Origin of the sequence: Streptomyces sp. BV286 (assembly GCF_019090165.1) — a bacterium.
In the GTDB taxonomy this organism is placed as follows: Bacteria; Actinomycetota; Actinomycetes; order Streptomycetales; family Streptomycetaceae; genus Streptomyces.
Window position 1 is genome coordinate 196,737 of sequence record NZ_JAHRIB010000141.1, and the last position, 18,830, is coordinate 215,566.

19 protein-coding genes and 1 pseudogene are annotated in these 18,830 nt (G+C 71.1%); 9 read left to right on the forward strand and 11 right to left on the reverse strand.

Annotation, left to right across the window (positions count from 1 at the left end):
• Positions 1 to 86: 86 nt before the first annotated feature.
• Complete coding sequence (locus KUF83_RS20635; protein ID WP_254644108.1) at positions 87 to 515, reverse strand: ATP-binding protein; 429 nt, start codon at positions 513 to 515, stop codon at positions 87 to 89.
• A gap of 475 nt (positions 516 to 990) precedes the next feature.
• On the opposite strand from KUF83_RS20635, the gene KUF83_RS20640 reads away from it, so the two are divergent.
• The gene (locus tag KUF83_RS20640; RefSeq protein WP_217456214.1) at positions 991 to 2,619 is read left to right on the forward strand and encodes a serine/threonine-protein kinase; all 1,629 of its coding nucleotides are present in this window, start codon (positions 991 to 993) and stop codon (positions 2,617 to 2,619) included.
• 109 nt (positions 2,620 to 2,728) lie between these two features.
• On the opposite strand, the gene KUF83_RS20645 is transcribed toward KUF83_RS20640, so the two are convergent.
• The 5 genes and pseudogenes from KUF83_RS20645 to KUF83_RS20665 all read right to left on the reverse strand — a co-directional run bounded on the left by KUF83_RS20645 (position 2,729) and on the right by KUF83_RS20665 (position 6,291).
• On the reverse strand, positions 2,729 to 2,968 hold the full coding sequence (locus tag KUF83_RS20645; protein ID WP_217456215.1) for a helix-turn-helix transcriptional regulator: 240 nt from the start codon (positions 2,966 to 2,968) through the stop codon (positions 2,729 to 2,731).
• A complete protein-coding gene (locus tag KUF83_RS20650; RefSeq protein ID WP_217456216.1) occupies positions 2,968 to 3,465 on the reverse strand; it encodes a DUF2975 domain-containing protein in 498 nt (165 codons plus the stop codon). The genes KUF83_RS20645 and KUF83_RS20650 overlap by 1 nt, the downstream gene beginning before the upstream one ends.
• 95 nt (positions 3,466 to 3,560) lie before the next feature.
• On the reverse strand, positions 3,561 to 4,238 hold the full coding sequence (locus KUF83_RS20655; RefSeq protein ID WP_217456217.1) for a hypothetical protein: 678 nt from the start codon (positions 4,236 to 4,238) through the stop codon (positions 3,561 to 3,563).
• Positions 4,239 to 4,292: 54 nt separating this feature from the next.
• Positions 4,293 to 5,629: pseudogene (locus KUF83_RS20660) on the reverse strand (MFS transporter).
• Positions 5,626 to 6,291: a transcriptional regulator gene (locus KUF83_RS20665; RefSeq protein WP_217456218.1), complete on the reverse strand. Its 666-nt coding sequence runs from the start codon at positions 6,289 to 6,291 to the stop codon at positions 5,626 to 5,628. Before KUF83_RS20665 ends, KUF83_RS20660 begins: the two are co-directional and overlap by 4 nt.
• Before the next feature lie 161 nt (positions 6,292 to 6,452).
• Here KUF83_RS20665 and KUF83_RS20670 point away from each other — a divergent pair, with 161 nt between their 5' ends.
• The gene (locus tag KUF83_RS20670; RefSeq protein ID WP_254644109.1) at positions 6,453 to 7,046 is read left to right on the forward strand and encodes an NUDIX domain-containing protein; all 594 of its coding nucleotides are present in this window, start codon (positions 6,453 to 6,455) and stop codon (positions 7,044 to 7,046) included.
• A 26-nt stretch (positions 7,047 to 7,072) separates the two neighbouring features.
• Here the strand turns inward: KUF83_RS20670 and KUF83_RS20675 are convergent, their stop codons facing one another.
• Positions 7,073 to 8,032: a chlorophyllase gene (locus KUF83_RS20675; protein WP_217456220.1), complete on the reverse strand. Its 960-nt coding sequence runs from the start codon at positions 8,030 to 8,032 to the stop codon at positions 7,073 to 7,075.
• A 211-nt stretch (positions 8,033 to 8,243) separates the two neighbouring features.
• Between KUF83_RS20675 and KUF83_RS20680 the strand changes: the two genes are divergently transcribed.
• On the forward strand, positions 8,244 to 8,663 hold the full coding sequence (locus KUF83_RS20680) for a helix-turn-helix domain-containing protein (protein ID WP_217456221.1): 420 nt from the start codon (positions 8,244 to 8,246) through the stop codon (positions 8,661 to 8,663).
• 124 nt (positions 8,664 to 8,787) lie between these two features.
• Positions 8,788 to 9,204: a VOC family protein gene (locus KUF83_RS20685; RefSeq protein ID WP_217456222.1), complete on the forward strand. Its 417-nt coding sequence runs from the start codon at positions 8,788 to 8,790 to the stop codon at positions 9,202 to 9,204.
• Between the two features lie 128 nt (positions 9,205 to 9,332).
• Here KUF83_RS20685 and ppk2 read toward each other — a convergent pair whose 3' ends face one another.
• Positions 9,333 to 10,349, reverse strand: coding sequence for a polyphosphate kinase 2 (ppk2, locus tag KUF83_RS20690; protein ID WP_308403073.1), 1,017 nt, complete (start codon positions 10,347 to 10,349; stop codon positions 9,333 to 9,335).
• Positions 10,350 to 10,718: 369 nt separating this feature from the next.
• Between ppk2 and KUF83_RS20695 the strand changes: the two genes are divergently transcribed.
• The 4 genes from KUF83_RS20695 (at position 10,719) to KUF83_RS20710 (ending at position 15,952) form a co-directional block, all read left to right on the forward strand.
• On the forward strand, positions 10,719 to 11,747 hold the full coding sequence (locus KUF83_RS20695) for a helix-turn-helix transcriptional regulator (protein ID WP_217456223.1): 1,029 nt from the start codon (positions 10,719 to 10,721) through the stop codon (positions 11,745 to 11,747).
• Positions 11,748 to 11,944: 197 nt separating this feature from the next.
• Positions 11,945 to 13,387, forward strand: a complete 1,443-nt coding sequence (locus tag KUF83_RS20700; RefSeq protein WP_217456224.1) for an FG-GAP and VCBS repeat-containing protein — start codon at positions 11,945 to 11,947, stop codon at positions 13,385 to 13,387.
• Positions 13,388 to 13,529: 142 nt separating this feature from the next.
• Positions 13,530 to 14,315: a cyclase family protein gene (locus KUF83_RS20705; protein WP_217456225.1), complete on the forward strand. Its 786-nt coding sequence runs from the start codon at positions 13,530 to 13,532 to the stop codon at positions 14,313 to 14,315.
• Positions 14,312 to 15,952: a thiamine pyrophosphate-binding protein gene (locus KUF83_RS20710; RefSeq protein WP_217456226.1), complete on the forward strand. Its 1,641-nt coding sequence runs from the start codon at positions 14,312 to 14,314 to the stop codon at positions 15,950 to 15,952. The genes KUF83_RS20705 and KUF83_RS20710 overlap by 4 nt, the downstream gene beginning before the upstream one ends.
• Positions 15,953 to 16,030: 78 nt before the next feature.
• Here the strand turns inward: KUF83_RS20710 and KUF83_RS20715 are convergent, their stop codons facing one another.
• Positions 16,031 to 16,930 carry an NAD(P)-dependent oxidoreductase gene (locus KUF83_RS20715; protein WP_217456227.1) on the reverse strand — a complete coding sequence of 300 codons (900 nt, stop codon included), beginning with the start codon at positions 16,928 to 16,930 and terminating at the stop codon, positions 16,031 to 16,033.
• Between the two features lie 165 nt (positions 16,931 to 17,095).
• On the opposite strand from KUF83_RS20715, the gene KUF83_RS20720 reads away from it, so the two are divergent.
• Entirely contained in the window at positions 17,096 to 17,701 is a 606-nt protein-coding gene (locus KUF83_RS20720; RefSeq protein ID WP_217456228.1) for a TetR/AcrR family transcriptional regulator, read from the forward strand.
• Positions 17,702 to 17,815: 114 nt separating this feature from the next.
• Here KUF83_RS20720 and KUF83_RS20725 read toward each other — a convergent pair whose 3' ends face one another.
• On the reverse strand, positions 17,816 to 18,355 hold the full coding sequence (locus KUF83_RS20725) for a hypothetical protein (protein WP_217456229.1): 540 nt from the start codon (positions 18,353 to 18,355) through the stop codon (positions 17,816 to 17,818).
• A 23-nt stretch (positions 18,356 to 18,378) separates the two neighbouring features.
• Positions 18,379 to 18,642: a hypothetical protein gene (locus KUF83_RS20730; RefSeq protein ID WP_217456230.1), complete on the reverse strand. Its 264-nt coding sequence runs from the start codon at positions 18,640 to 18,642 to the stop codon at positions 18,379 to 18,381.
• Positions 18,643 to 18,830 lie beyond the last annotated feature (188 nt).

Sequence of the window (18,830 nt, forward strand, 5' to 3'; positions counted from 1 at the left end):
CCGACAGGCCGAGTCGACCGAGCCGTACGGGGACTCGTTGCCGTCAGCCGTCAGCCGTCCGGCTGTCGGCGCCGGGGTGTGGGTCGTCAGACGGTGTCCGGGTCGCCGAGGAGGGCGAGCCGCGCGGTGATGTGCTTGCCGACCGGCTCCCTCTGGACCTCGAAGCCCTCACAGATGGCCATGACGATCTCCAGGCCGTGCTGACCCACTCGTCCGGGGTCCGCGGCCCGGGCCACCGGCAGTACCGGATCGCTGTCCCAGACGACCACCTCGAGCGTGCCGCCGACGATCCGCAGATCCAGCAGGACAGGCCCCGGCGCGTACTTCAGCGCGTTGGTGACCAGCTCGCTCACCACCAGCTGGGTCAGGTCCACCGCGCGAGCCGTGACCGGCAGGCCGTGTACGGACTGGGCCCGCGCGAGGAAGTCGGCCGCGAGATGGCGGGCCTCCGCGATGCAGAACGAATCGCCTTCCAAAGCAACAGTGGTCTGTATGCGGCCACGCTGCGGCGCCATTCGGCCTCCGCCCCTGATCAATGATTCCATGCAGTCCACCCTCACCCTGTGCTTGGCCGCATCTACCCCCTCTTTCCACATGTACGCATCCGTCTTTCGCGGAAAGGACCGGACCAGGGCTTCAGGCCGCGGGCCTGGGAAAACGTGTCGGTGAGCCGCAACGGCCCGGGGCGGAGACGGAAGATCCTCCGTCTGGGCCGAGTTCTGGCATAGCCCCGGAAGTTGCGGGTAGTGGCCCCCTGTCGGCGGGAAAGCGGACGTGGAACCTGGGGAGGTCAAACGTCCGCTTTCCCGCCTCTTTGCGCTCCGGCCGTGTGGTGATCCGTGCCACGACCGCGGTGGTGACCCGTTCCATGGCAGGGGGAGCCGGTTCGACGGCCACCTCGTCGCCGGCGATTGCGGATCCGTTGAACGCAGGACATGACCCACTGCGTACTCCTGAGGACTGGGAGCCAGGGTTCGACGAGGGATGGGCATGGGCAACGCGGGCGCCGCTGCGAATGAGTTGGTTGCCGGAAGGTATCGGCTTCAGGAGGTCGTCCACCGTGAAGCGAACTGCGTCTGCTGGTACGGGGAGGACACCGAGTCCGCGCGTCCGCGGCTGCTGACGCAGACGCAGCTGCCGCCCGATCCGTCGGAGGAGTCGGCCGGGGCGGCCATCACACGGATCATGCGCGCCTCCGAGATCATGGCACTGCGCTGGCCGGGCAAGGCCGCGAACGTCATCGACGTGGTCGAGGAGTCCGGCAGCCTGTGGACGGTCGTCGAGTGGATCGACGGCATGCCCCTGGGCGAGTTCCTCGATCAGTACGGCGCACTCGAATGCGCGCGGGCCGCCCGCATCGGGCTCGACCTGCTCGACGTGCTGGAGGCCGCGCACAGCGAGGGCCTCGTACACGGCGAGCTGAGCCTCGGTCAGGTGTTCGTACGCGACCACGGCGGTGTGGTCGTCTCCGGCTACGGTCTGGCGGGCGTGGCTCCGCCGGCACGGATCTGCGCCCCGGCGTACGCTTCCCCGGAACAGGCCCGTGGCGAGTCCTACGGTTTTCCGGCAGACCTGTGGGCCCTGGGCGCGCTGCTCTACACGATGACCGAAGGGCGCCCGCCCTTCCGTGACCGCGGCAGGCCCGAGACGACCCTCAAGGCGATCGTGCGGTTGCCGCTGCGCAGCCCGCGGCGCGCCGGCCCGCTGGCCGACATCATTCAGGCACTGCTCCGCAAGGACGCCCGTGAACGGCCGACCGGCCCCGCGGTGCGAGAAGTCCTCAGAGACATCATCAGTGAGAACCCCGGAGCGGCTCGGGCGGCGAATCCGCAGTCGCGGCCGTCGGCGCGCGGACTCCTGGGCAGAGCCGGGGGCAGACAGAACCTCGGCCGTGCGGCGCTCGTCGGGGCCGCGGTCGTCGCTGCCGTCGCGGTGACGGTCACCGCCCTTGCCGTGACCGGCGACAGCTCCGACGACGACTCCTCCGTACCCGACGCGGCGCCCTCCCGCACGGGGCCCGTGATCCCCACCGGGGCGGCGAGCGAGGTGAGCACGCCGCCGCCCGGAAGGGAGACTGCCTCCGCGTCGCCCTCGCCCTCCCGCTCGTCCGCTCCCTCTCCCTCCCCTTCGCCCTCCGCCACGTCGACGCTCCCGCCCGGGTTCCGTGTCTCGAAGGCACCCGAGGGTTTCGCCGTGGCTCTCCCCAAGGGCTGGAAGCGGCTGAGCGCCGACCGTGCCGAGGACCGCTCCTACCGGGTGGTCCTCGGCGCCGCCGGCGACCCGCGGAATTTGACGGTCACCTACAGCACGCGCGTGGGCTCCGACCCGGTCGCCGTGTGGCGGGACACCGTCGAGCCCGCGCTGCTGCGGCAGGGGTCCGGGTACGACAGGCTGGGCGCCATCCGTGCGACGACCTACCAGGGCCGCAAGGCCGCCGACATGCAGTGGATCGAAGAGCCCGAGGGCACGCGGGTGCGCACGTTCGGACGCGGGTTCCTCATCGGGGGCGGCCAGGGCTTCTCGCTGCGCTGGACGACTCCGGAGGCCGACTATGACTCCCCGGCCAATCAGCAGGCGTTGAAGACCTTCCTTGCGACCTTCCGCGGCTCGGCGGGCTGATCGGGTCCGGGACGGGGAAGGGGCGGAACGGGCGGAGTCACGGACGCCGCCGTCGTAGCCGGGTGGCCTGGGGCGCGTCGGCCCCGCCCCTTGTCGTGGACGGCTGACGTCACTCGCCGCCGGGGTTCTCCGAGTCCTCTGCGTACGGGGCCTCCCAGCGCAGCAGGTCCCCCGGCTGGCACTCGAGCACCTCGCAGAGCGCGGCGAGCGTCGCGAAACGTACCGCCTTCGCGCGGCCGTTCTTGAGTACGGCCAGGTTGGCCGGCGTGATCCCCACGCGGTCCGCGAGCTCGCCCACGGACATCTTCCGCTTGGCCAGCATCACGTCGATGTCGACGGTGATCGGCATCAGATCACCTCTTCCAGCTCGGCCTGCAGCTGCGCCGCCTCGACGTCACGGGCGACGGCCTGGGCGAGCAGCATCCGCAGGACGAGCACGACGAGCGCGACCCCGAGGACCGCCACGACGGCCCCGCAGATCAGCAGGACCACGCCGGGGGCGACGGCCTCGCCCGGCGCGAGGAGGACCGCGAGCCCGAACAGCAGGAAGGCGGCCGCCACGACCGCGCCGATCACGATGTGCACGTACCGGAAGGCGGCGGGGGAGAAGACCGTCCCTCGCCGCACCATCGTCACCAGCCGCCACACGCAGACGAGGACGACCTGGGCCGTGACGACGCCCAGGACCGTGATGACGAGGAACGGGGTGCGCAGATACGCGTAGTCGCTGTTGAGCTCCCTCATGTCCGAGGCCAGCAGCGGCACCATCACCGTCTGGACGAACAGCGAACCAGCGATCAGCGCCACGAGTACGACGCGCAGCGCAAGCACTGTCAGCTTCCCCATCACCACTCCCTCGATCGACCAGCGATAGAAATCTATCGAGAATCGATAGGTGAGGCAAGGGGGTGGATCGCAAGGGTGGATCGCAAGGGGGTGGATCAACGGTGCGCGATGCGTTCCACCTCGCCGAGTCGTGCCGCGCCGAGGCGGCCGGCTTCCAGGGAGAGCAGCCACGGGAGCAGTTCCGGTGAGGCGGGCAGTTCGGTGTAGAAGCCGAGGCGCAGATCGGCGAGTTGCTCCTCGAAGAGCCAGCCGTCGACCGCGTCGCGGAGGTGACGGTCCGCCGACTCGGTACGGGTGTCGGCCCATACGGTCAGCCACGGCCCGAGGGTGCCGCCGCTGACCGCGACGGTCTCCAGCACGTCGGTGACGGGACCGGGGTACTCGTGCAGCGTCGCTCGCCACCAGCCGCGCCACACCTCCTCCAGGGCCTCCCGCTCGGGCCCCGGCCAGTCGCGCCACCGGGCGGCGACGAGCCGCGAGGCGACCAGGCCGTGATCGACGTGCAGCCGCCCGGTGACGAGGAGCCGCACGATCCTCGGTGTCAGCCGCCGGTACAGGGTGGGAAAGTCGTCCCAGTGGCCGGCGGACCGGGCCGCGACGGACGCCACCAGATCCTCCGGCACGAGATGCGGGGGCCCGGCCAGGACCGCGAGGTCGTCCTCGGGGTAGCAGTGGCCGCAACCACCCGCAGCGAACGGCTGATCGACGAGTGGTGCGAAAGCGGTGTCCAGCGCGTCGAGTGCGTACCGGAGTCGCTGGTGGGGATCGGTCATCGATACCTGCTGCTGAGGACCTCGTCCGGCCGGCCGGAGAAGAGCGCGACGCTATCAGGACCGTGGTGCTGCCCGGTCATCGGGATGCGCGTCAGCCTTCGCTCCGCCGCCGGAGGGCGCCCGCCCGCGGCTGCGGTCCATCTCCCGCCATTCCGGCCGCAAGCCGGTCAGGTTCGTGGTGAGGAAGTACGCGACCCCGCCGACCAGCAGCACCGGCACCGGTCCGGCCATGGCCACCGCCGCTCCGGCGATCAGCCCGCCCAGGGGGATGCCGGACCATGCCATGGCGTCACCGAGGGCGTTGACCCGGCCGAGCAGAGGGCGTGGCACCCTCTCGAAGAGGACGGCTCCGATGATCGGGTTGAGGAAGCCGGCGCCGAAACCGCTGACGGCGAAGACGGTCAGCACGGCACCCATCGGCGCGTCGGCGGCGAGGACCAGGAACCGTGGCGCCCCGGCGACCAGGAACCCGATGAAGAACACCGCCCGGCGCGCAGCCGGTGTGCGACCGCCGTCGCCAGCAGGCTCCCGCCGATCGCCGCGGCTCCCGCGACCGCGCTCATGAGACCGATCGCGGTCGGTCCGTTCCCGGATTCCCGGGCCCAGACGGGAACGAGCACCGCGGCGAACGCCGCGTCCAGCAGATTGGTGACGCCGACCATCATGATGAGGGCGAAAAGCAGTGGGTCGCCGCGCAGGAAGGCCCAACCCTCGCGGAACCGCTGCCAGTAACCCGGTCCCTCTCCGTCGCGCGACGAGGCGTCCTCGGCGGAACGGCCCACACCTCGGGGCAGCATCAGTGCGATGACCGCCGAACCGGCGGCGAAGCAGGCCGCGTTGACCAGCAGGCCCGTCAGAGGGCCGACCAGCGCGACCAGGGAGCCGCCTACCGCGGGGCCCGCGGTGGAGGCGAGCCTCTCGATCACGCCGGACAGGCCCGTTGCCCGTTCCAGCGGTACCCGGCTGTGGTCGGCCGCCTCCGGCACCATGACCTCCTTGGCGAGGTCACCGGGGCCCCGGGCCGCTCCGATCAGCGCCACCAGGACCAGCAGCAGGGGGAAGGAGAGCAGATCCAGACCGTGCAGAAGCGGAACGGCAGCGGCGGCGGACGCGCTGGCCAGGTCGGTGGTCCAAGAGATGACGCGCGGGCCCACCCGGTCCACCAGTGGCCCGGTGAGGGCCTTGACGACCACATAGGGAGTCATCTCGAAGAAGGCGACGAGCCCGGTCTGAGTGGCGCTGCCGGTCGTGACGAGCACGAACCAGGGCAGCGCGATGCCCGAGATCCGAGTGCCGGTCAGCGAGACCGTCATCGCCGTGAGTACGCCGACCAGCGGCCGTAACGACCGTCGGCCAGGTATGGCGTCCGTACTCGAGGCGGTCCCGCTCACGGTTTTTCCGGTGCCGCCGCCTCGTCGGTCTCCGCAGGGTCTGCCGACGGCGAGGGTGCATCGGGCTCGGGCAGCAGATGAGTGATCACAGAGAACCGCTCGGCGCCCTTGGGGGCCGACACCGCGGCCTCCGGCGTGTCCTGGCGGTACCGGCTGACGACTCCCCGCAACTCCTCGTAGAGGTCGGCAGCCTCCTCGGGGGTCAGTCGCAGGCCCCAGTCGCTGATGTCGAAGGTGTCCCGCCACACGCGGGGCATGGTCTGGAGCTCGTTGAGGGCCCGCTCCGTGCGCGCGGTGTAGGTGGCGGCTACGGACCTCAGATAGACCAGCGTCGTCTCCGGCTCGCGCTCGGCCAGGTCGCGGTCGTTGAACCATGTCTTGCGATGCACCGAACGCCACCAGCGCTCACGCGCGTTGCCGCGTTCCGTGTCCTCCTCGACGAGACCCGCGCCCGCCAGTTGGCGCAGGTGGTAGCTGGCGGTGCCGGAATTGATCTCCAGGCGCTCCGCGAGCCGGGTGGCCGTCGACGGGCCGTGCTTCCGCAGCAGTCCCACCAGCCGCACCCGCAGTGGATGCGCCAGAGCGCGCAGACCCTTCGCGTCCAGAACGACCGTGTCCTGCTGGGTATTTGGGCGCTGCGGCGCCGCGTCGGCTTCAGTCATACCGAGCACCCTAGACCGCAAAGAGTTCTTCGCAAAGAGTTGTTCGCGAAGAATTCTTTGCGGTTCTGTGGCTCGTCCTGTCGTGCTCCCGGCCCGTGGAAGCCGGGATGTCGCACCCTCCTGGCAGCATGAACACCGTGACGGGGACCGGGGGTTCAGAGTTGACCGACCAGCTTCTGCGGGGGCGCCTGGCGCGCCTGCTCGACGGTGTCCGCCCCTGGGACGAGCAGGAGCGGGCGCATCTCGCCACGGCCGCGGAATGGATCGCGGGCGGGGCTCCGCTGTACCGGACACGGAAACCCGACGTGCCCGCGGTCCACCTCGTGAGCTACTTCGTGGTCCTCGACGAGATCAGAGAAGAGCTCCTTCTGGTCGCGCACCGCAAAGCCGGTCTGTGGCTGCCCAGCGGCGGTCATGTCGAGCCGGCGGAGGATCCGTGGGACACGGTGGTGCGCGAGTGCCGGGAGGAGCTGCACATCGAGGCTGTTCCGTCCCGGGTCGCTGGGGCGGTGCCCTTCTTCCTGACCGTCACGCGGACGCGGGGGCAGGGCCGGCACACGGATGTGTCGTTGTGGTACGTCCTGCACGCGGACGTCGGCAGCGTCACGTCGTTCGACGAGGGCGAGTTCGAGACGGTCAAGTGGCTGTCCCTGCCGCAGGTCCTCGCCGAGCCCGGGGACACCCTCGATCCCCACATGCACCGGTTCACCCGCAAGCTCATGGCGGCCGGCGCATCCGGCGGCGCCCACACCTGAGCGGGTGCGTACGGCGTCTCCTCGGCCTACTTGGAGTCGACGCGTCCGAGCGGGTCGGGGCCGGTCGTCAACGCGTCACGCGCCGTCTGCCACGCGGCATCCCCGGGCCGGAGTGCCGAGCGGAGGTAGGCCCAGGCGAGCCGTGCGACCGCGGCCACCCGCTCGGGGTTCTCGTCCGTGGTCTCGGCGACGTCGTATCCAGCGACCCCGCCGAGCCCGTGCTCCGCGTCGAACAGGGTGAGCAGGGACTTGGGGCCCGTGGAGAGGGTGTACGGATCGGCATACCAGTCCGCGCCCGCGACCGTGAGGTGGGTGGCGGTGTCCTTGTCGCCGGCGACCACGAGCGCGGGCGTCGTCATCCTGGAGAAGTCCGTGGTCAGGAGGAAGGGGAGGCTCTCGGCCGCGGACCCGGTGAGGGCGTCGCCGCCTCGGCCGGGCGCGGCGAGCAGCACTCCGGCCTTGATCCTGGGCTCGGCCAGGTTCACCTCCGTGCCGTCGTCCGGATCGGTGAGCCGGGCGCCGAGCAGCAGGCTCGCGGTGTGCCCGCCCATGGAGTGCCCGGCGACGGCGACGCTGCCGTGGTCCAGGCGTCCGGAAAGCTGCGGAACCAGGGACTCGATCACGTCGAGCCGGTCGAGGATGCGCCTCATGTCCTCGGCTCGCGACCGCCAGAAAAGGGGTGCTCCGGGGGTGGCGGGATCCAGGCTCAGCGTCCTCGAACTCAGATGGGTGGGCTGGATCACGACAAAGCCGCGCGCCGCCCAGAAGTTGGCGAGGGGGGCGTAGCCGTGCAGCGAGGAGAGGTGGTTCGAGTAACCCTGTCCGTGCGAGAGGAGGACGACCGGCAGGTCGCTCCCGGTCACGGGCGCGGAGACCCGTATCTCCAGGTCCACGGCCCGGTCGGGAGCCGACAGCACCACCGGGCTGACGGAGAGAACGGGAGTGGGCGGGGTGAAAAGGTCGGCTGTACGGGTCGGTTCGCTCATGATGCGGTGTCCAATCGATGGCCTTCGCCGCACGCCGGATGTCTCGTCGGCCGGCGGCGGGTGAGGCGGGCGGGAGCGCCCGGTTTCGGTCGCGCCGAAAGCGGAGCGTTGTTCCGTTTACGTTACGGAACACGGTTCCGGTTTGTCAATCGCGCCGAACCCGTACGCCGGACCCGTCACCGGCGGTGGGCAGCCGTGGTGTGATGGCGCCGTGAGCCGCGCCGCAGAGGAGACCAACCGCCGCATGCTGCGGGCACGCGACGCGATGGACCGTGCCTACGCGCAGCCGCTCGACGTCCCCGCTCTCGCCCGGATCGCCCATGTGTCCCCGGCGCACTTCACGCGCACCTTCCGTGCCACCTTCGGCGAGACGCCGCACCGCTACCTGCAGCGCCGCCGCGTCGAGCGGGCGATGTTCCTGCTGCGGGAAACCGGCCGCAGTGTGACGGACATCTGCTTCGAAGTCGGCTTCGGCAGTCCGGGAACCTTCAGCCGGACGTTCAGCGACATCGTCGGCCGCTCGCCGCGGGCCTACCGGCAGGAAGCCGGTCGCTCGGCGGACCCGACCGGGCCGGCGTCCCGGGGCGTGCCGACGTGCTTCACGATGGCGTGGACGCGGCCGCGTGCCTGACCGTCCGCTCCTGGCGGCCGGTGCACTCACCGCCCCGGCGGCCCCGGCGGTCCCGGCCTTCGCGTTCGCCGACTGAGCAGTTTTGGATAAGTTTTCGTCCGGTCCCCTCGGTAGCGTGACGCACATGTTCACCGCAATCACGCACTCGCAGATCTACGTCCTCGACCAGGACGAGGCCCTCGACTTCTACGTCGGCAAGCTCGGCCTGGAGGTCAACGCCGACGTCGACCTCGGCTTCATGCGCTGGCTGACCGTCAGCGTCCCCGGCCACCCGGAGCGTCAGATCCTGCTGGAGAAGCCGGGACCCCCGGCGATGTCGGAGGAGACGGCACAGCAGGTTCGCGAACTGGTGACCAAGGGCGTCATGGGCGGCCACCTCATCCTCAGCACGGAGGACTGCCGCAAGACCTACGAGGCGCTGCTGAGCCGGGGCGTCGAGTTCACCGAGGAGCCCACCGAGCGCCCGTACGGCATCGACTGCGGCCTCCGCGACCCCTTCGGCAACAGCATCCGCCTCACCCAGCCGAAGGCTGAGGCCTGAGGCCGGACGACTGAGGCCTCTTCGGCGGCCTGCCGCCGAGCGCCCATCGGCCTGCACCCATCGGACCGCGGACTGCGGACCGAGTGGGACGGCGGCCGGGCCTCCGCGTACCGACGGCTTTGTGACGCTCAGGCCTTCTCTCCGGGGCCCGGCGCCTCCTCGGGGTGGCGGCCCGGACCGTCGCCGAGGGGCGACAGGGGCGTGGGGGAGAGGTCCGTCGGTTCCTCGCCGCTCTCCAGCAAGGTGTCGGCGGCACCGATGATCTGCGGATCGGCCGTCCCCACGGCCTCCTCGTCCTTCGCCGCGTAGTCGCAGCGCAGGAGCAGATGGCGCATGGCCTCGAGGCGGCCGCGACGCTTGTCGTTGCTCTTCACCACGGTCCACGGCGCATAGGGCGTGTCGGTCGTGCGGAACATGTCGACCTTCGCCTCGGTGTAGGCGTCCCACAGGTCGAGGGAGGCCAGGTCGGTGGGGGACAGTTTCCACTGCCGGACGGGGTCGACCTGGCGGATGGCGAACCGGGTGCGCTGCTCGGCGCGCGACACCGAGAACCAGAACTTGACCAGCACGATCCCGTCATCGGTGAGCATCTTCTCGAAGACGGGCGCCTGCTCGTGGAAGTGCCGGTACTGGGCCGGGGTGCAGAAGCCCATGACCCGCTCCACACCCGCCCGGTTGTACCAGGACCGGTCGAAGAAGACGATCTCACCTGCCCCCGGCAGATGGGGGACGTAGCGCTGGAAGTACCACTGCCCCGACTCCTTCTCGGTGGGCTTGTCCAGCGCCACCACGTGGGCTCCACGCGGGTTCAGGCGTTCGGTGAAACGCTTGATGGTGCCGCCCTTGCCCGCCGCGTCGCGTCCCTCGCACACCACGACGATCCGCTGGCCGGTCTCCCGCACCCACTTCTGCAGCTTCAGGAGTTCGATCTGCAGGATCCGCTTCTGCCGCTCGTACGCCTGCCGGCGAAGCTTCTTCTCGTACGGATAGTTCTCGCGCCAGGTGTCCAGCGGCTTGCCCTCGCCGTCCAAAAGGACAGGCTGCTCGGGCCGCTCCTCGTCCACCAGCAGTCCGGCGAGCAGACTCGCCTCGACGGCGGGGTCGGCACCGTTCGCGGCGGCCGACGCCTTCTGAGGATCAACCACAGGTGGTCCCTTCGTAGCCCGGCAGCCGCTCGCGCCGGTGGATCGGCGCACGGGTCCCGCCCCCGTCAGAATGGCATGCGAGCGCGCGCCCGGCGTCCTGGCCCGGTCACGGTCGTCCATCCTGTGGCTGCTCACCCGCCGGTTACCCCGATGCCATGAACAATCACGGCGGTCCGCCGACCTTCGGTGGCGCACGGCTCCGCCGGGGTGGCCGCCCTCGCCAGGGCAGTCGCGGCGCGTCCCCCTATGAGCCGAGCGGAATCGGCCATTACGTGCCCGGCTTCCGGACCTTGTGCAACTCCTGTCACGCCGAGCGGCTCTAATTCAGTAAGGGACGACCACCAGCTCGGGAACGTACATGGGGGAACCATGCTCAAGTTCCACTTCACGGACGCCGACATGGCCCGCATCCGGATGGCGGCAGGTCCGGACCCCCTGTGGGAGCTGCTGCTCAGCCTGCACCTGCTGAGGGGAACCGAGGGGTCGGTCGTGTTCGGCGCGTGGAGACGGCACGTCCGCAGCCGTCTGCCCGGCACCACCCGGCTGCTGTTCGACCTGGCACCGCCCCGTGGGTATTCAGCCGATTTCCTCACGCCGCTGCCCGACCGGGGCGAGTTGGAACCGGGGATCGACGCCGTCCTGTCGACCCCTCGCCGTCGGCTCAGACACGACGTCGCCCGGCTCGCCGCGGTCCGGCCCCTGGGGTCGCGAACCCTGTCGCTGGCCGAGGCGGGCTCCGACGCGATGCTCTGCCTCGGCGCGGCCCTGCGCGGCTACTTCGACGTGGCGTTGCGGCCGTACTGGGCGCAGGTGGGTTCCTCGATCGAGGCGGACCGTGCCGTCCGGGTCCGGTCGATCCTGGACGGGGGCACCGAGGGCATGCTGGCCGCGCTGCACCCTTCCCTGCGCTGGCAGCCCGGTGTCCTGACCGTGGCCAGCCCCCATGACCGCGACATTTACCTCGACGGGCGCGGCCTGCTGTTGCTGCCCTCCTTCTTCTGCTGGCGGGCCCCGATCACGCTGCGCGATCCGGAGCTTCCTCCGGTGATCGTCTATCCGGTGAGCCACGACCTCGGGTGGTCGCAGGCCGATGCCGGTCGGGTCCGCGACGCGCGGGAGGCGCTGAGCACCCTCCTGGGGAGGACCCGTGCCGACCTGCTGGCGGCCGTCGCCGACGGCGGCGGATCCACCAGTGAGCTGGCCCGGCGGCTGGCCGTCTCCCCGGCGTCGGTCTCCCAGCACGCCGCGGCGCTGCGCGACTCGTGCCTCATCGTCACGCACCGCCGCGGACAGAGTGTCCACCACAGTGCCACCGCGCTCGGGAGCGCGCTGCTGGACGGCCACCGGAGCATCCCGCAGCCGTCCCGCCCGTCACCGGCGCTCACGCGCCCGACGTGAAGACCCCCGCGCCCGTCCCGGGGATGCCCGCCCCCGCTTGATACGGGCCGCGGGACGACCATTCGACAATGCCACGCCCGCACCGGTTCTCCTGTGGATCACCTACGCAACCGCGTACAACCCTCGGCACGTGTGCGCGGTCGTAGGGTCAGGAGATGAGCCCTCCGGCCCATCCGCAGGCCTAGAGAAGGACTTTCGTGCGCCCCACCAGATTCGCACTGACCGCGGCTGTCGCGGCGGCCCTGGCAGGCAGTTCGCTGCTGGCCGCCCCCGTCGCCACCGCCGCTCCGGCCGGACTGGCCGACGACTTCAACGGCGACGGACACCGTGACCTCGTCCTCACCGGCGGCAGCCACGGCGACGACGGCCGGGTCACCGTGGTCTACGGCACGGCGGGCGGACCCGGCACGCGCACGCAGATCCTCCATCAGGACTCGCCGGGCATCCCGGGCGTGGTCGAGAGCGGCGACGCCTGGGGCTCCGCCGCGGCGACGGCCGACCTGGACCAGGACGGTTACGGGGATCTGATCGTGGCCTCGCCCGGCGAGAAGGTCGGCGAGGTGGACAAGCGCGGCGGACTCACCGTCGTCTGGGGCGGCAGCAGCGGCCTCGGCTCCGGCACCGTCTTCCACTCCCCGTACACCAACAGCGGTACGTACGGGGACTGGTTCGGACAGGCCCTGGCCACGGGGGACTTCGACGGGGACGGCGACCAGGACATCGCCTCCGCCAGCCAGAGCGACGCCGGCGCGGTGGTCCTGAACGGTCCCTTCACCCGCGGCGGAGAGCACAGCGGCCACGTGGCCCTCGGCGACGCGTACGGCTACCTGAGCGTCGAGCAACTGGCCGCGGGCGACGTCGACGGCACCGGTGCCACGGACCTCTACCTCATCGGCGACGACCTCGGAGACGACGACTCCAGCCATGTCTTCGGGTTCCTGCACCGCGGCGGAGCGTCGTTCACGCAGCGGGCCGGATCGGTGCGGGTCCCCGACGACGGCGGCGGTTCTGTCGACGGCACGGAGCGCACCGTCGTCGCGGACTTCGACAAGGACGGCTACGGCGACCTCGCCTTCGGCCGCGGCTACGAGAACACCGACCGAGGCCGCGGGTCGGTCGTCGTGCACTACGGAAGCGCGGGCGGCGCGGTACAGCGCGTCGAGACGCTCACCCAGGCCACGCCCGGCGTCCCGGGAACGGTCGAGGACGACGACGGGTTCGGCGCCGTGGTCAGCGCCGGTGACGTCAACGGCGACGGGTACGCGGATCTCGCCGTCGGGTCTCCCGGTGAGGCCCTCGGCACGGTCGACCAGGCGGGGGCGGTCACCGTGCTGCGCGGTGGCTCCGGCGGCCTGACCGGCACCGGAGCGGTCGCCTTCGACCAGGACTCCGCGGACGTGGCCGGAGCACCGGAGAGGGAGGACCGTTTCGGTTCTGCCGTCAAGCTCGCCGACTACACACAGGACGGCCGCGCGGAGCTGGCGGTCGACACCAACGAACAGCTCGACAACACCCGGTGGGGCATGGTGCACCTGCTCAAGGGCTCGGCGTCCGGCACCACCACGACCGGCGCCAAGCACTACACCGTCGTCACCCTCGGCCTGTCGTACCCCGACCTGGGCGGGCCCTTCGCGAAGTAGGAGGTCCGCGCGTACGCCGACGGCGGCCGCGGCGGTCCTCACCCGTGACGCGCCACCCGACACCGGCATCGGCGCATTCATCTGAGCGGCCGTCATGTCGGGCTGGCATGCTGTCAGTTCTTCCACCGTCCCAGGAGGCGCCATGCCCGAGCCGTCCGTCCTCGCCGCGCTGGTGTCCGGGCTGCGAGGAGGGTTCATCGAGGTCGTCGACCTCACGGCGCCGCTGTCGTCGTCGACCCCGGTCATCCAACTGCCGCCCGAGTTCGGCCAGACGGCGGTCTTCGAACTGGAGGAGATCAGCAGGTACGACGACCGCGGGCCGGCCTGGTACTGGAACAACTTCCGCAGCGGCGAGCACACCGGCACCCACTTCGACGCCCCGAACCACTGGGTGAGCGGCAAGGACCTCGACGATGTGGCTTCCGTGCCGGCGGGCCGCCTGATCGCGCCGGCCGCCGTACTGGACTTCACCGCGCAGGCGGCGCAGGACCCCGACTTCCTGGTGGAGGTCGAGCACGTGCGGGCCTGGGAGGCCGAGCACGGGCCGCTGCCCGACGGCGGCTGGCTGATGCTGCGTACCGGCTGGGACGCCCGCTCGCACTCGCAGGAGGAGTTCCTGAACGCGGACGGCGACGGCCCGCACACCCCCGGCCTGTCGGCGGAGTGTGCCCGCTGGGTCGCCGAGGAGTCCCCGGTGCTCGGCCTCGGCGTCGAGACGGTGGGCACCGACGCCGGACGCGGCCACTCCTTCGATCCGGCCTTTCCGTGCCACTCCTACCTGATGGGCAGCGACAAGTACGGGCTGACCCAGCTGCGGAACCTCGCGGTGCTGCCCCCGACCGGCAGTGTCGTCGTCGCCGGACCGCTTCCCATCGTCTCCGGCTCGGGGTCTCCCGCCCGGGTGCTCGCGCTGGTCGAACGCTCGTGAAGGTCGCGGAGGCCGTCGGCCGGGCGCTGTGCTCTGCCGGGGTCGGTCACGTCTTCGGCGTCGTCGGATCGGGCAACTTCCATCTGACCAACGCCATGGTCGCGGCGGGCGCGCGCTTCGTCGCCGCGCGCCATGAAGGCGGTGCGGCCACGATGGCCGACGCCTACGCGCGCACGAGCGGCACCCTGGCCGCCCTGAGCGTCCATCAGGGCCCGGGCCTGACGAACGCCATGACGGGTGTCGCCGAAGCGGCCAAGAGCCGCACTCCGCTGCTGGTGCTCGCCGCCGAGGTGACCGAGCCCCGGTCCAACTTCCACATCGACCAGGAGGCGCTGGCGCGAGCGGTGGGCGCGGTCCCGCTGCGGATCACCTCGGCCGAACTCGCGGTGGGGCAGGCCCGCGCCGCGGTGGAACGAGCCCTGCACGAGCGGCGCACCGTACTGCTCAACCTTCCCCTGGGCGTACAGGCCCTGGACCTGCCCGAAGGCTTCCCGGCGCAGGCCGGGCCGCCGTCGGAACGGCCGGCGGTCGAGCCGTCGGCGGACGACGTGGCGGCGCTGGTGCGGGTGCTCGAACGGGCGCGGCGGCCGGTGTTCGTCGCCGGCCGTGGATCACGTTCGCCGGGTGGACGGGCCGCTCTCGAAGCTCTCGCCGAACGCCACGGGGCGCTGCTGGCGACTTCGGCCGTGGCGCGTGGTCTGTTCCACGGCAGTCCGTGGTCGCTCGACGTGTCCGGAGGGTTCTCGTCGCCGCTGGCGGCCGAACTGATCGGGGCCGCGGACGTGATCGTCGGCTGGGGCTGCGCCCTGAACATGTGGACGACGCGGCACGGCCGCCTGATCGGTGCGGGCACGACCGTGGTGCAGGTCGACGACGACGCGTCGGCGCTCGGTGCGCATCGCGAGGCAGGGGTCGAGGTCACCGGTGACGTGGAACGCACCGCGCGGCGTGCGCTGGAGGCGGGCGGTGAGCCGCGGCAGGGCTACCGGACCGCCGGCACGGCTGAGGCCATCGCCGCGCGTGTGCGCTGGCGGGACGTCCCGTACGACGACATGAGCACCCGCGAGAGGATCGACCCGCGAACGCTGAGCATCGCGCTCGACGAGCTCCTTCCCGCGGAGCGTGTCATCGGCGTGGACTCGGGCAACTTCATGGGCTATCCGAGCATGTTCCTGTCGGTGCCGGACGAGAACGGCCTGTGCTTCACCCAGGCGTTCCAGTCGATCGGCCTGGGACTGGCGACCGCGATCGGCGCGGCCCTGGCGCGGCCGGACCGGCTCGCCGTGGCGGCGCTCGGGGACGGCGGAGCCATGATGGGCGCCGCGGAACTGGACACGGTGCGCAGGCTCGGACTGCCGATGGTCGTGATCGTCTACAACGACGACGCCTACGGCGCTGAGGTGCACCACTTCGGTCCGGACGGATATCCGCTCGCGACGGTCGAGTTCCCGCCGACGGACATCGCCGCGGTGGCCCGGGGCCACGGCTTCGAAGCGGTGACCGTGCGGACCCGGGCCGATCTGCGGGCCGTCGAGGACTGGCTCGCCGGGCCGCGGTCCGCGCCCCTGCTCATCGACGCGAAGGTCGTCGCGGACCGGGGAGCCTGGTGGCTGGAGGAGGCGTTCCGCGGGCATTGAGCAGGAGCACACGGCCGCACCCCCGCACCGGTTGTGCGGGGGTGCGGGGTGCGGCCGTGCAGGAACTTCGCGAGCCGTTCAGCTGTCGGGTGTGCCGGTCGGACGTGCGCCGCCGGTCCGGGCTTCCAGCGCGCGCAGTACGGCCACCATGTCCTCGCCACCGTGGCCCTGCTCGACGGTCTCGGCGAAGAGGGTGTGGCAGATGTCGAGGAGCGGGGAGGCGAGGCCCGCCTTGCGGGCGGCTTCGGCGATGAGCCGGTTGGTCTTCAGGACGTCCGCGGCGGCGGCCTGGACGGTGAAGTCGCGGGCGAGCAGTTTCGGCGCCTTCGTCCGGGACACGGCGCTGGCCATGGGGCTCGCCTCCAGCACCTCCCCGAGCAGACGCCGGTCGAGGCCGTGCCGGTCGGCGAAGTGGAACGCCTCGGCCAGCCCTGTCACCAGCGTGATCAGGAACAGGTTCACGGAGAGTTTCATCAGCAGCGCGTCCGGCACCGGCCCGCAGGTGAACGTCTGCCGGCACATGGGGGCGAGCAGGGGCCGTACGGCTTCCACGGCGGCGGAGTCACCCGACAGCATCCCCACCAGCTCGCCCTGTTCGGCCGGTACCCGCGAGCCGGAGACCGGGGCCTCCACGTACCGGCCGCCCATGGCTCTGATGTCGTCCTGAAGACCGGCGGAGTACTCGGGCGAGGTCGTGCCCATGTGGACGACGGTGTGATCCGCGACGTGTGCGGCGAAGTCGGGGGTGCCGCGTCGGAGGACCGTGTCGATCGCCCTCTCGTCAGCCAGCATGAGGATCACCGTGCCGGCTCTGTCGAAGACCTCGGCGGGGTTCGCCGCGACCTCGGCTCCGGCGGCACGCAGGGGCTCGCACCGGCCGGGGGTGCGGTTCCACACGACGAGGGGCGTCCCGGCGCGGCCGAGGTTGAGCGCCATGGGCTGTCCCATGACTCCGAGACCGACGAATCCCACGTACACGCTGTACCACCTTGCCCGGACTCGGACTCGGACCCGGACCAGGACTGGGCCGCGGTTGAGGTCGGTCGGGTGACCGACTATGACAGCGGTCATAGTAGCTGCCCCTATGACGGCGGTCATAGGGTGGTGTGGCGGGAAGTTCCCGGACGGCGGTGGAGGTCGAGGATGGCAGCGGCAGAGACGTCCGGGCACGGGCCGCGCGAACGGATGGTCTTCAGCGCGGCCCAGCTCATCCGGCGTGACGGGGTGACGTCCACGGGGATGCGCGAGGTCGCCACGTACGCGAAGGCGCCGCGGGGGTCCCTGCAGCATTACTTCCCCGGCGGCAAGGAACAGCTCGTCAACGAGGCCGTGGGCTGGGCGGGACGGTACGCGGGCAAACGCGTCGCCCGTTTTCTGGCCGCGCTGCCCGATCCGGCGCCGAGCGAACTGTTCGCGGCGATGGTGCGTCAGTGGACCGAGGAGTTCGAGACCGACGGGTTCGACCGTGGCTGTCCCGTGGTCGCTGCCACGGTCGACTGCGCGGAGTCCGTCGAGTCCACGCGGGAGGCCGTAGCTGCCGCGTTCGCCGCCTGGACCGGTCCGGTGGCCGGTGCGCTGACGGACATGGGCGTGCCCGAAGAGCGGGCCGCCGCGCTCGCCACGCTCATGATCAGTGCCCTGGAGGGGGCGATCCTCATCGCCCGGGCCGAGCGGGACGTGCGCGCGCTGACAACCGTTGCCGCAGAACTCGGTCCCGTCCTCGACGCGGCGGTGAGAACGAACGGCTGACCTTTGGGGAGGCGCCGCGGCCGACAAGGTGACCGACCATCGTGCCGTCCGCGAGGTTGCACAGGGGGAGCCGCGGATCCTCGCGAGTGCCGCCCCCGCCCCCCCCCGCGACCGCTACCGCTGCGGTAGCGGGCGCCGGGCCCGGTCGGCGGTCGTCAGGGCCGCGTCCATGGCGCGCAGCCGACGGTTCTGGCTGGTGCTGTTCGCGATGCTCCAGCCGAGGAAGACCACGGTGAACAGCGCGAAGCCGATGGTCTGGCGGGTTCCCGAGGTCAGGGCCGTCAGCACCGTCACGGAACAGAAGAGGGCAGCGAGGAAGACCAGCGCCGCCACACGGTGACGCGTACGGTGCAGGCGCTGGTCGACCAGGCCGCGCATGGCCTCGCGCTGTGCCGGGTCGACGGGAACGTCACCCTTGCGCAGTTTCCGGTCCAGCACGACGAGACTGTCCGTGCTGCCGGCGGCACGCTTCTCCTTGCGTCGTGCGACGAGGACGACGGCGATGCCTCCGGTCGACATGAGGGCCGTACGCGCCACGACCGAGGCCGCCGACGAGCCCGGGAACAGGAGCATGACCAAGGCGCTGGCGCACAGGATCGACAGCGCGAACTGCAGCCACAGGTGTTTGCCGAGAAAGGCGTTGACGCGTTCCATGCTCTGTCACTCCTGCCCTTCGGTCAGAGTCGGGTCCGCCGGCGGACCGCCGTGAGGCGCAAGGTCAGGGCGACGGCGAGGAGGACCCAGGCCACTGCGCTGTAGACCCAGTTGCCGGTTCCGCTCACGGCGCCGTAGGCGCTCCACACGGCCCACAGGGCCAGGACGGTGAACAGCGCGGTCCATGCGATGTCCAGGAGCCGGACGCGCAGTTGCCCGCGCTGCTTGGTGCCGCGTTCGAGGGTGCCCAGCTCGGACGGCTGCGGTGTGCTGTCTCGCGGTGTCACGACTCGTCTCCCTTTCCACCCGTGCCCGCACTTCCATGCGTGCTCGTACGGTGATTCCGCGCGTGCTTGTACGGTGATTCCGCGTACCCCGCGTTGTGTGCAGCAACCGGTCAAAGTGTCGACGGCAAACGGAAGTTCGGGCTCCGGGCCGCTCGGTGAGCCGTCCGACGCGGTACCACCGGGACGCG

Bases quoted from the DNA above. Each gene is read 5' to 3' on its own strand.
- KUF83_RS20650 (WP_217456216.1), bottom strand. From the start codon at position 3,465: ATGGGGAAGCTGACAGTGCTTGCGCTGCGCGTCGTACTCGTGGCGCTG.
- KUF83_RS20640 (WP_217456214.1), top strand. From the start codon at position 991: ATGGGCAACGCGGGCGCCGCTGCGAATGAGTTGGTTGCCGGAAGGTAT.
- KUF83_RS20705 (WP_217456225.1), top strand. From the start codon at position 13,530: ATGCCCGAGCCGTCCGTCCTCGCCGCGCTGGTGTCCGGGCTGCGAGGA.
- KUF83_RS20655 (WP_217456217.1), bottom strand. From the start codon at position 4,238: ATGACCGATCCCCACCAGCGACTCCGGTACGCACTCGACGCGCTGGAC.
- KUF83_RS20720 (WP_217456228.1), top strand. From the start codon at position 17,096: ATGGCAGCGGCAGAGACGTCCGGGCACGGGCCGCGCGAACGGATGGTC.
- KUF83_RS20665 (WP_217456218.1), bottom strand. From the start codon at position 6,291: ATGACTGAAGCCGACGCGGCGCCGCAGCGCCCAAATACCCAGCAGGAC.
- KUF83_RS20675 (WP_217456220.1), bottom strand. From the start codon at position 8,032: ATGAGCGAACCGACCCGTACAGCCGACCTTTTCACCCCGCCCACTCCC.
- KUF83_RS20635 (WP_254644108.1), bottom strand. From the start codon at position 515: ATGGCGCCGCAGCGTGGCCGCATACAGACCACTGTTGCTTTGGAAGGC.
- KUF83_RS20685 (WP_217456222.1), top strand. From the start codon at position 8,788: ATGTTCACCGCAATCACGCACTCGCAGATCTACGTCCTCGACCAGGAC.
- KUF83_RS20695 (WP_217456223.1), top strand. From the start codon at position 10,719: ATGCTCAAGTTCCACTTCACGGACGCCGACATGGCCCGCATCCGGATG.
- KUF83_RS20725 (WP_217456229.1), bottom strand. From the start codon at position 18,355: ATGGAACGCGTCAACGCCTTTCTCGGCAAACACCTGTGGCTGCAGTTC.
- KUF83_RS20645 (WP_217456215.1), bottom strand. From the start codon at position 2,968: ATGCCGATCACCGTCGACATCGACGTGATGCTGGCCAAGCGGAAGATG.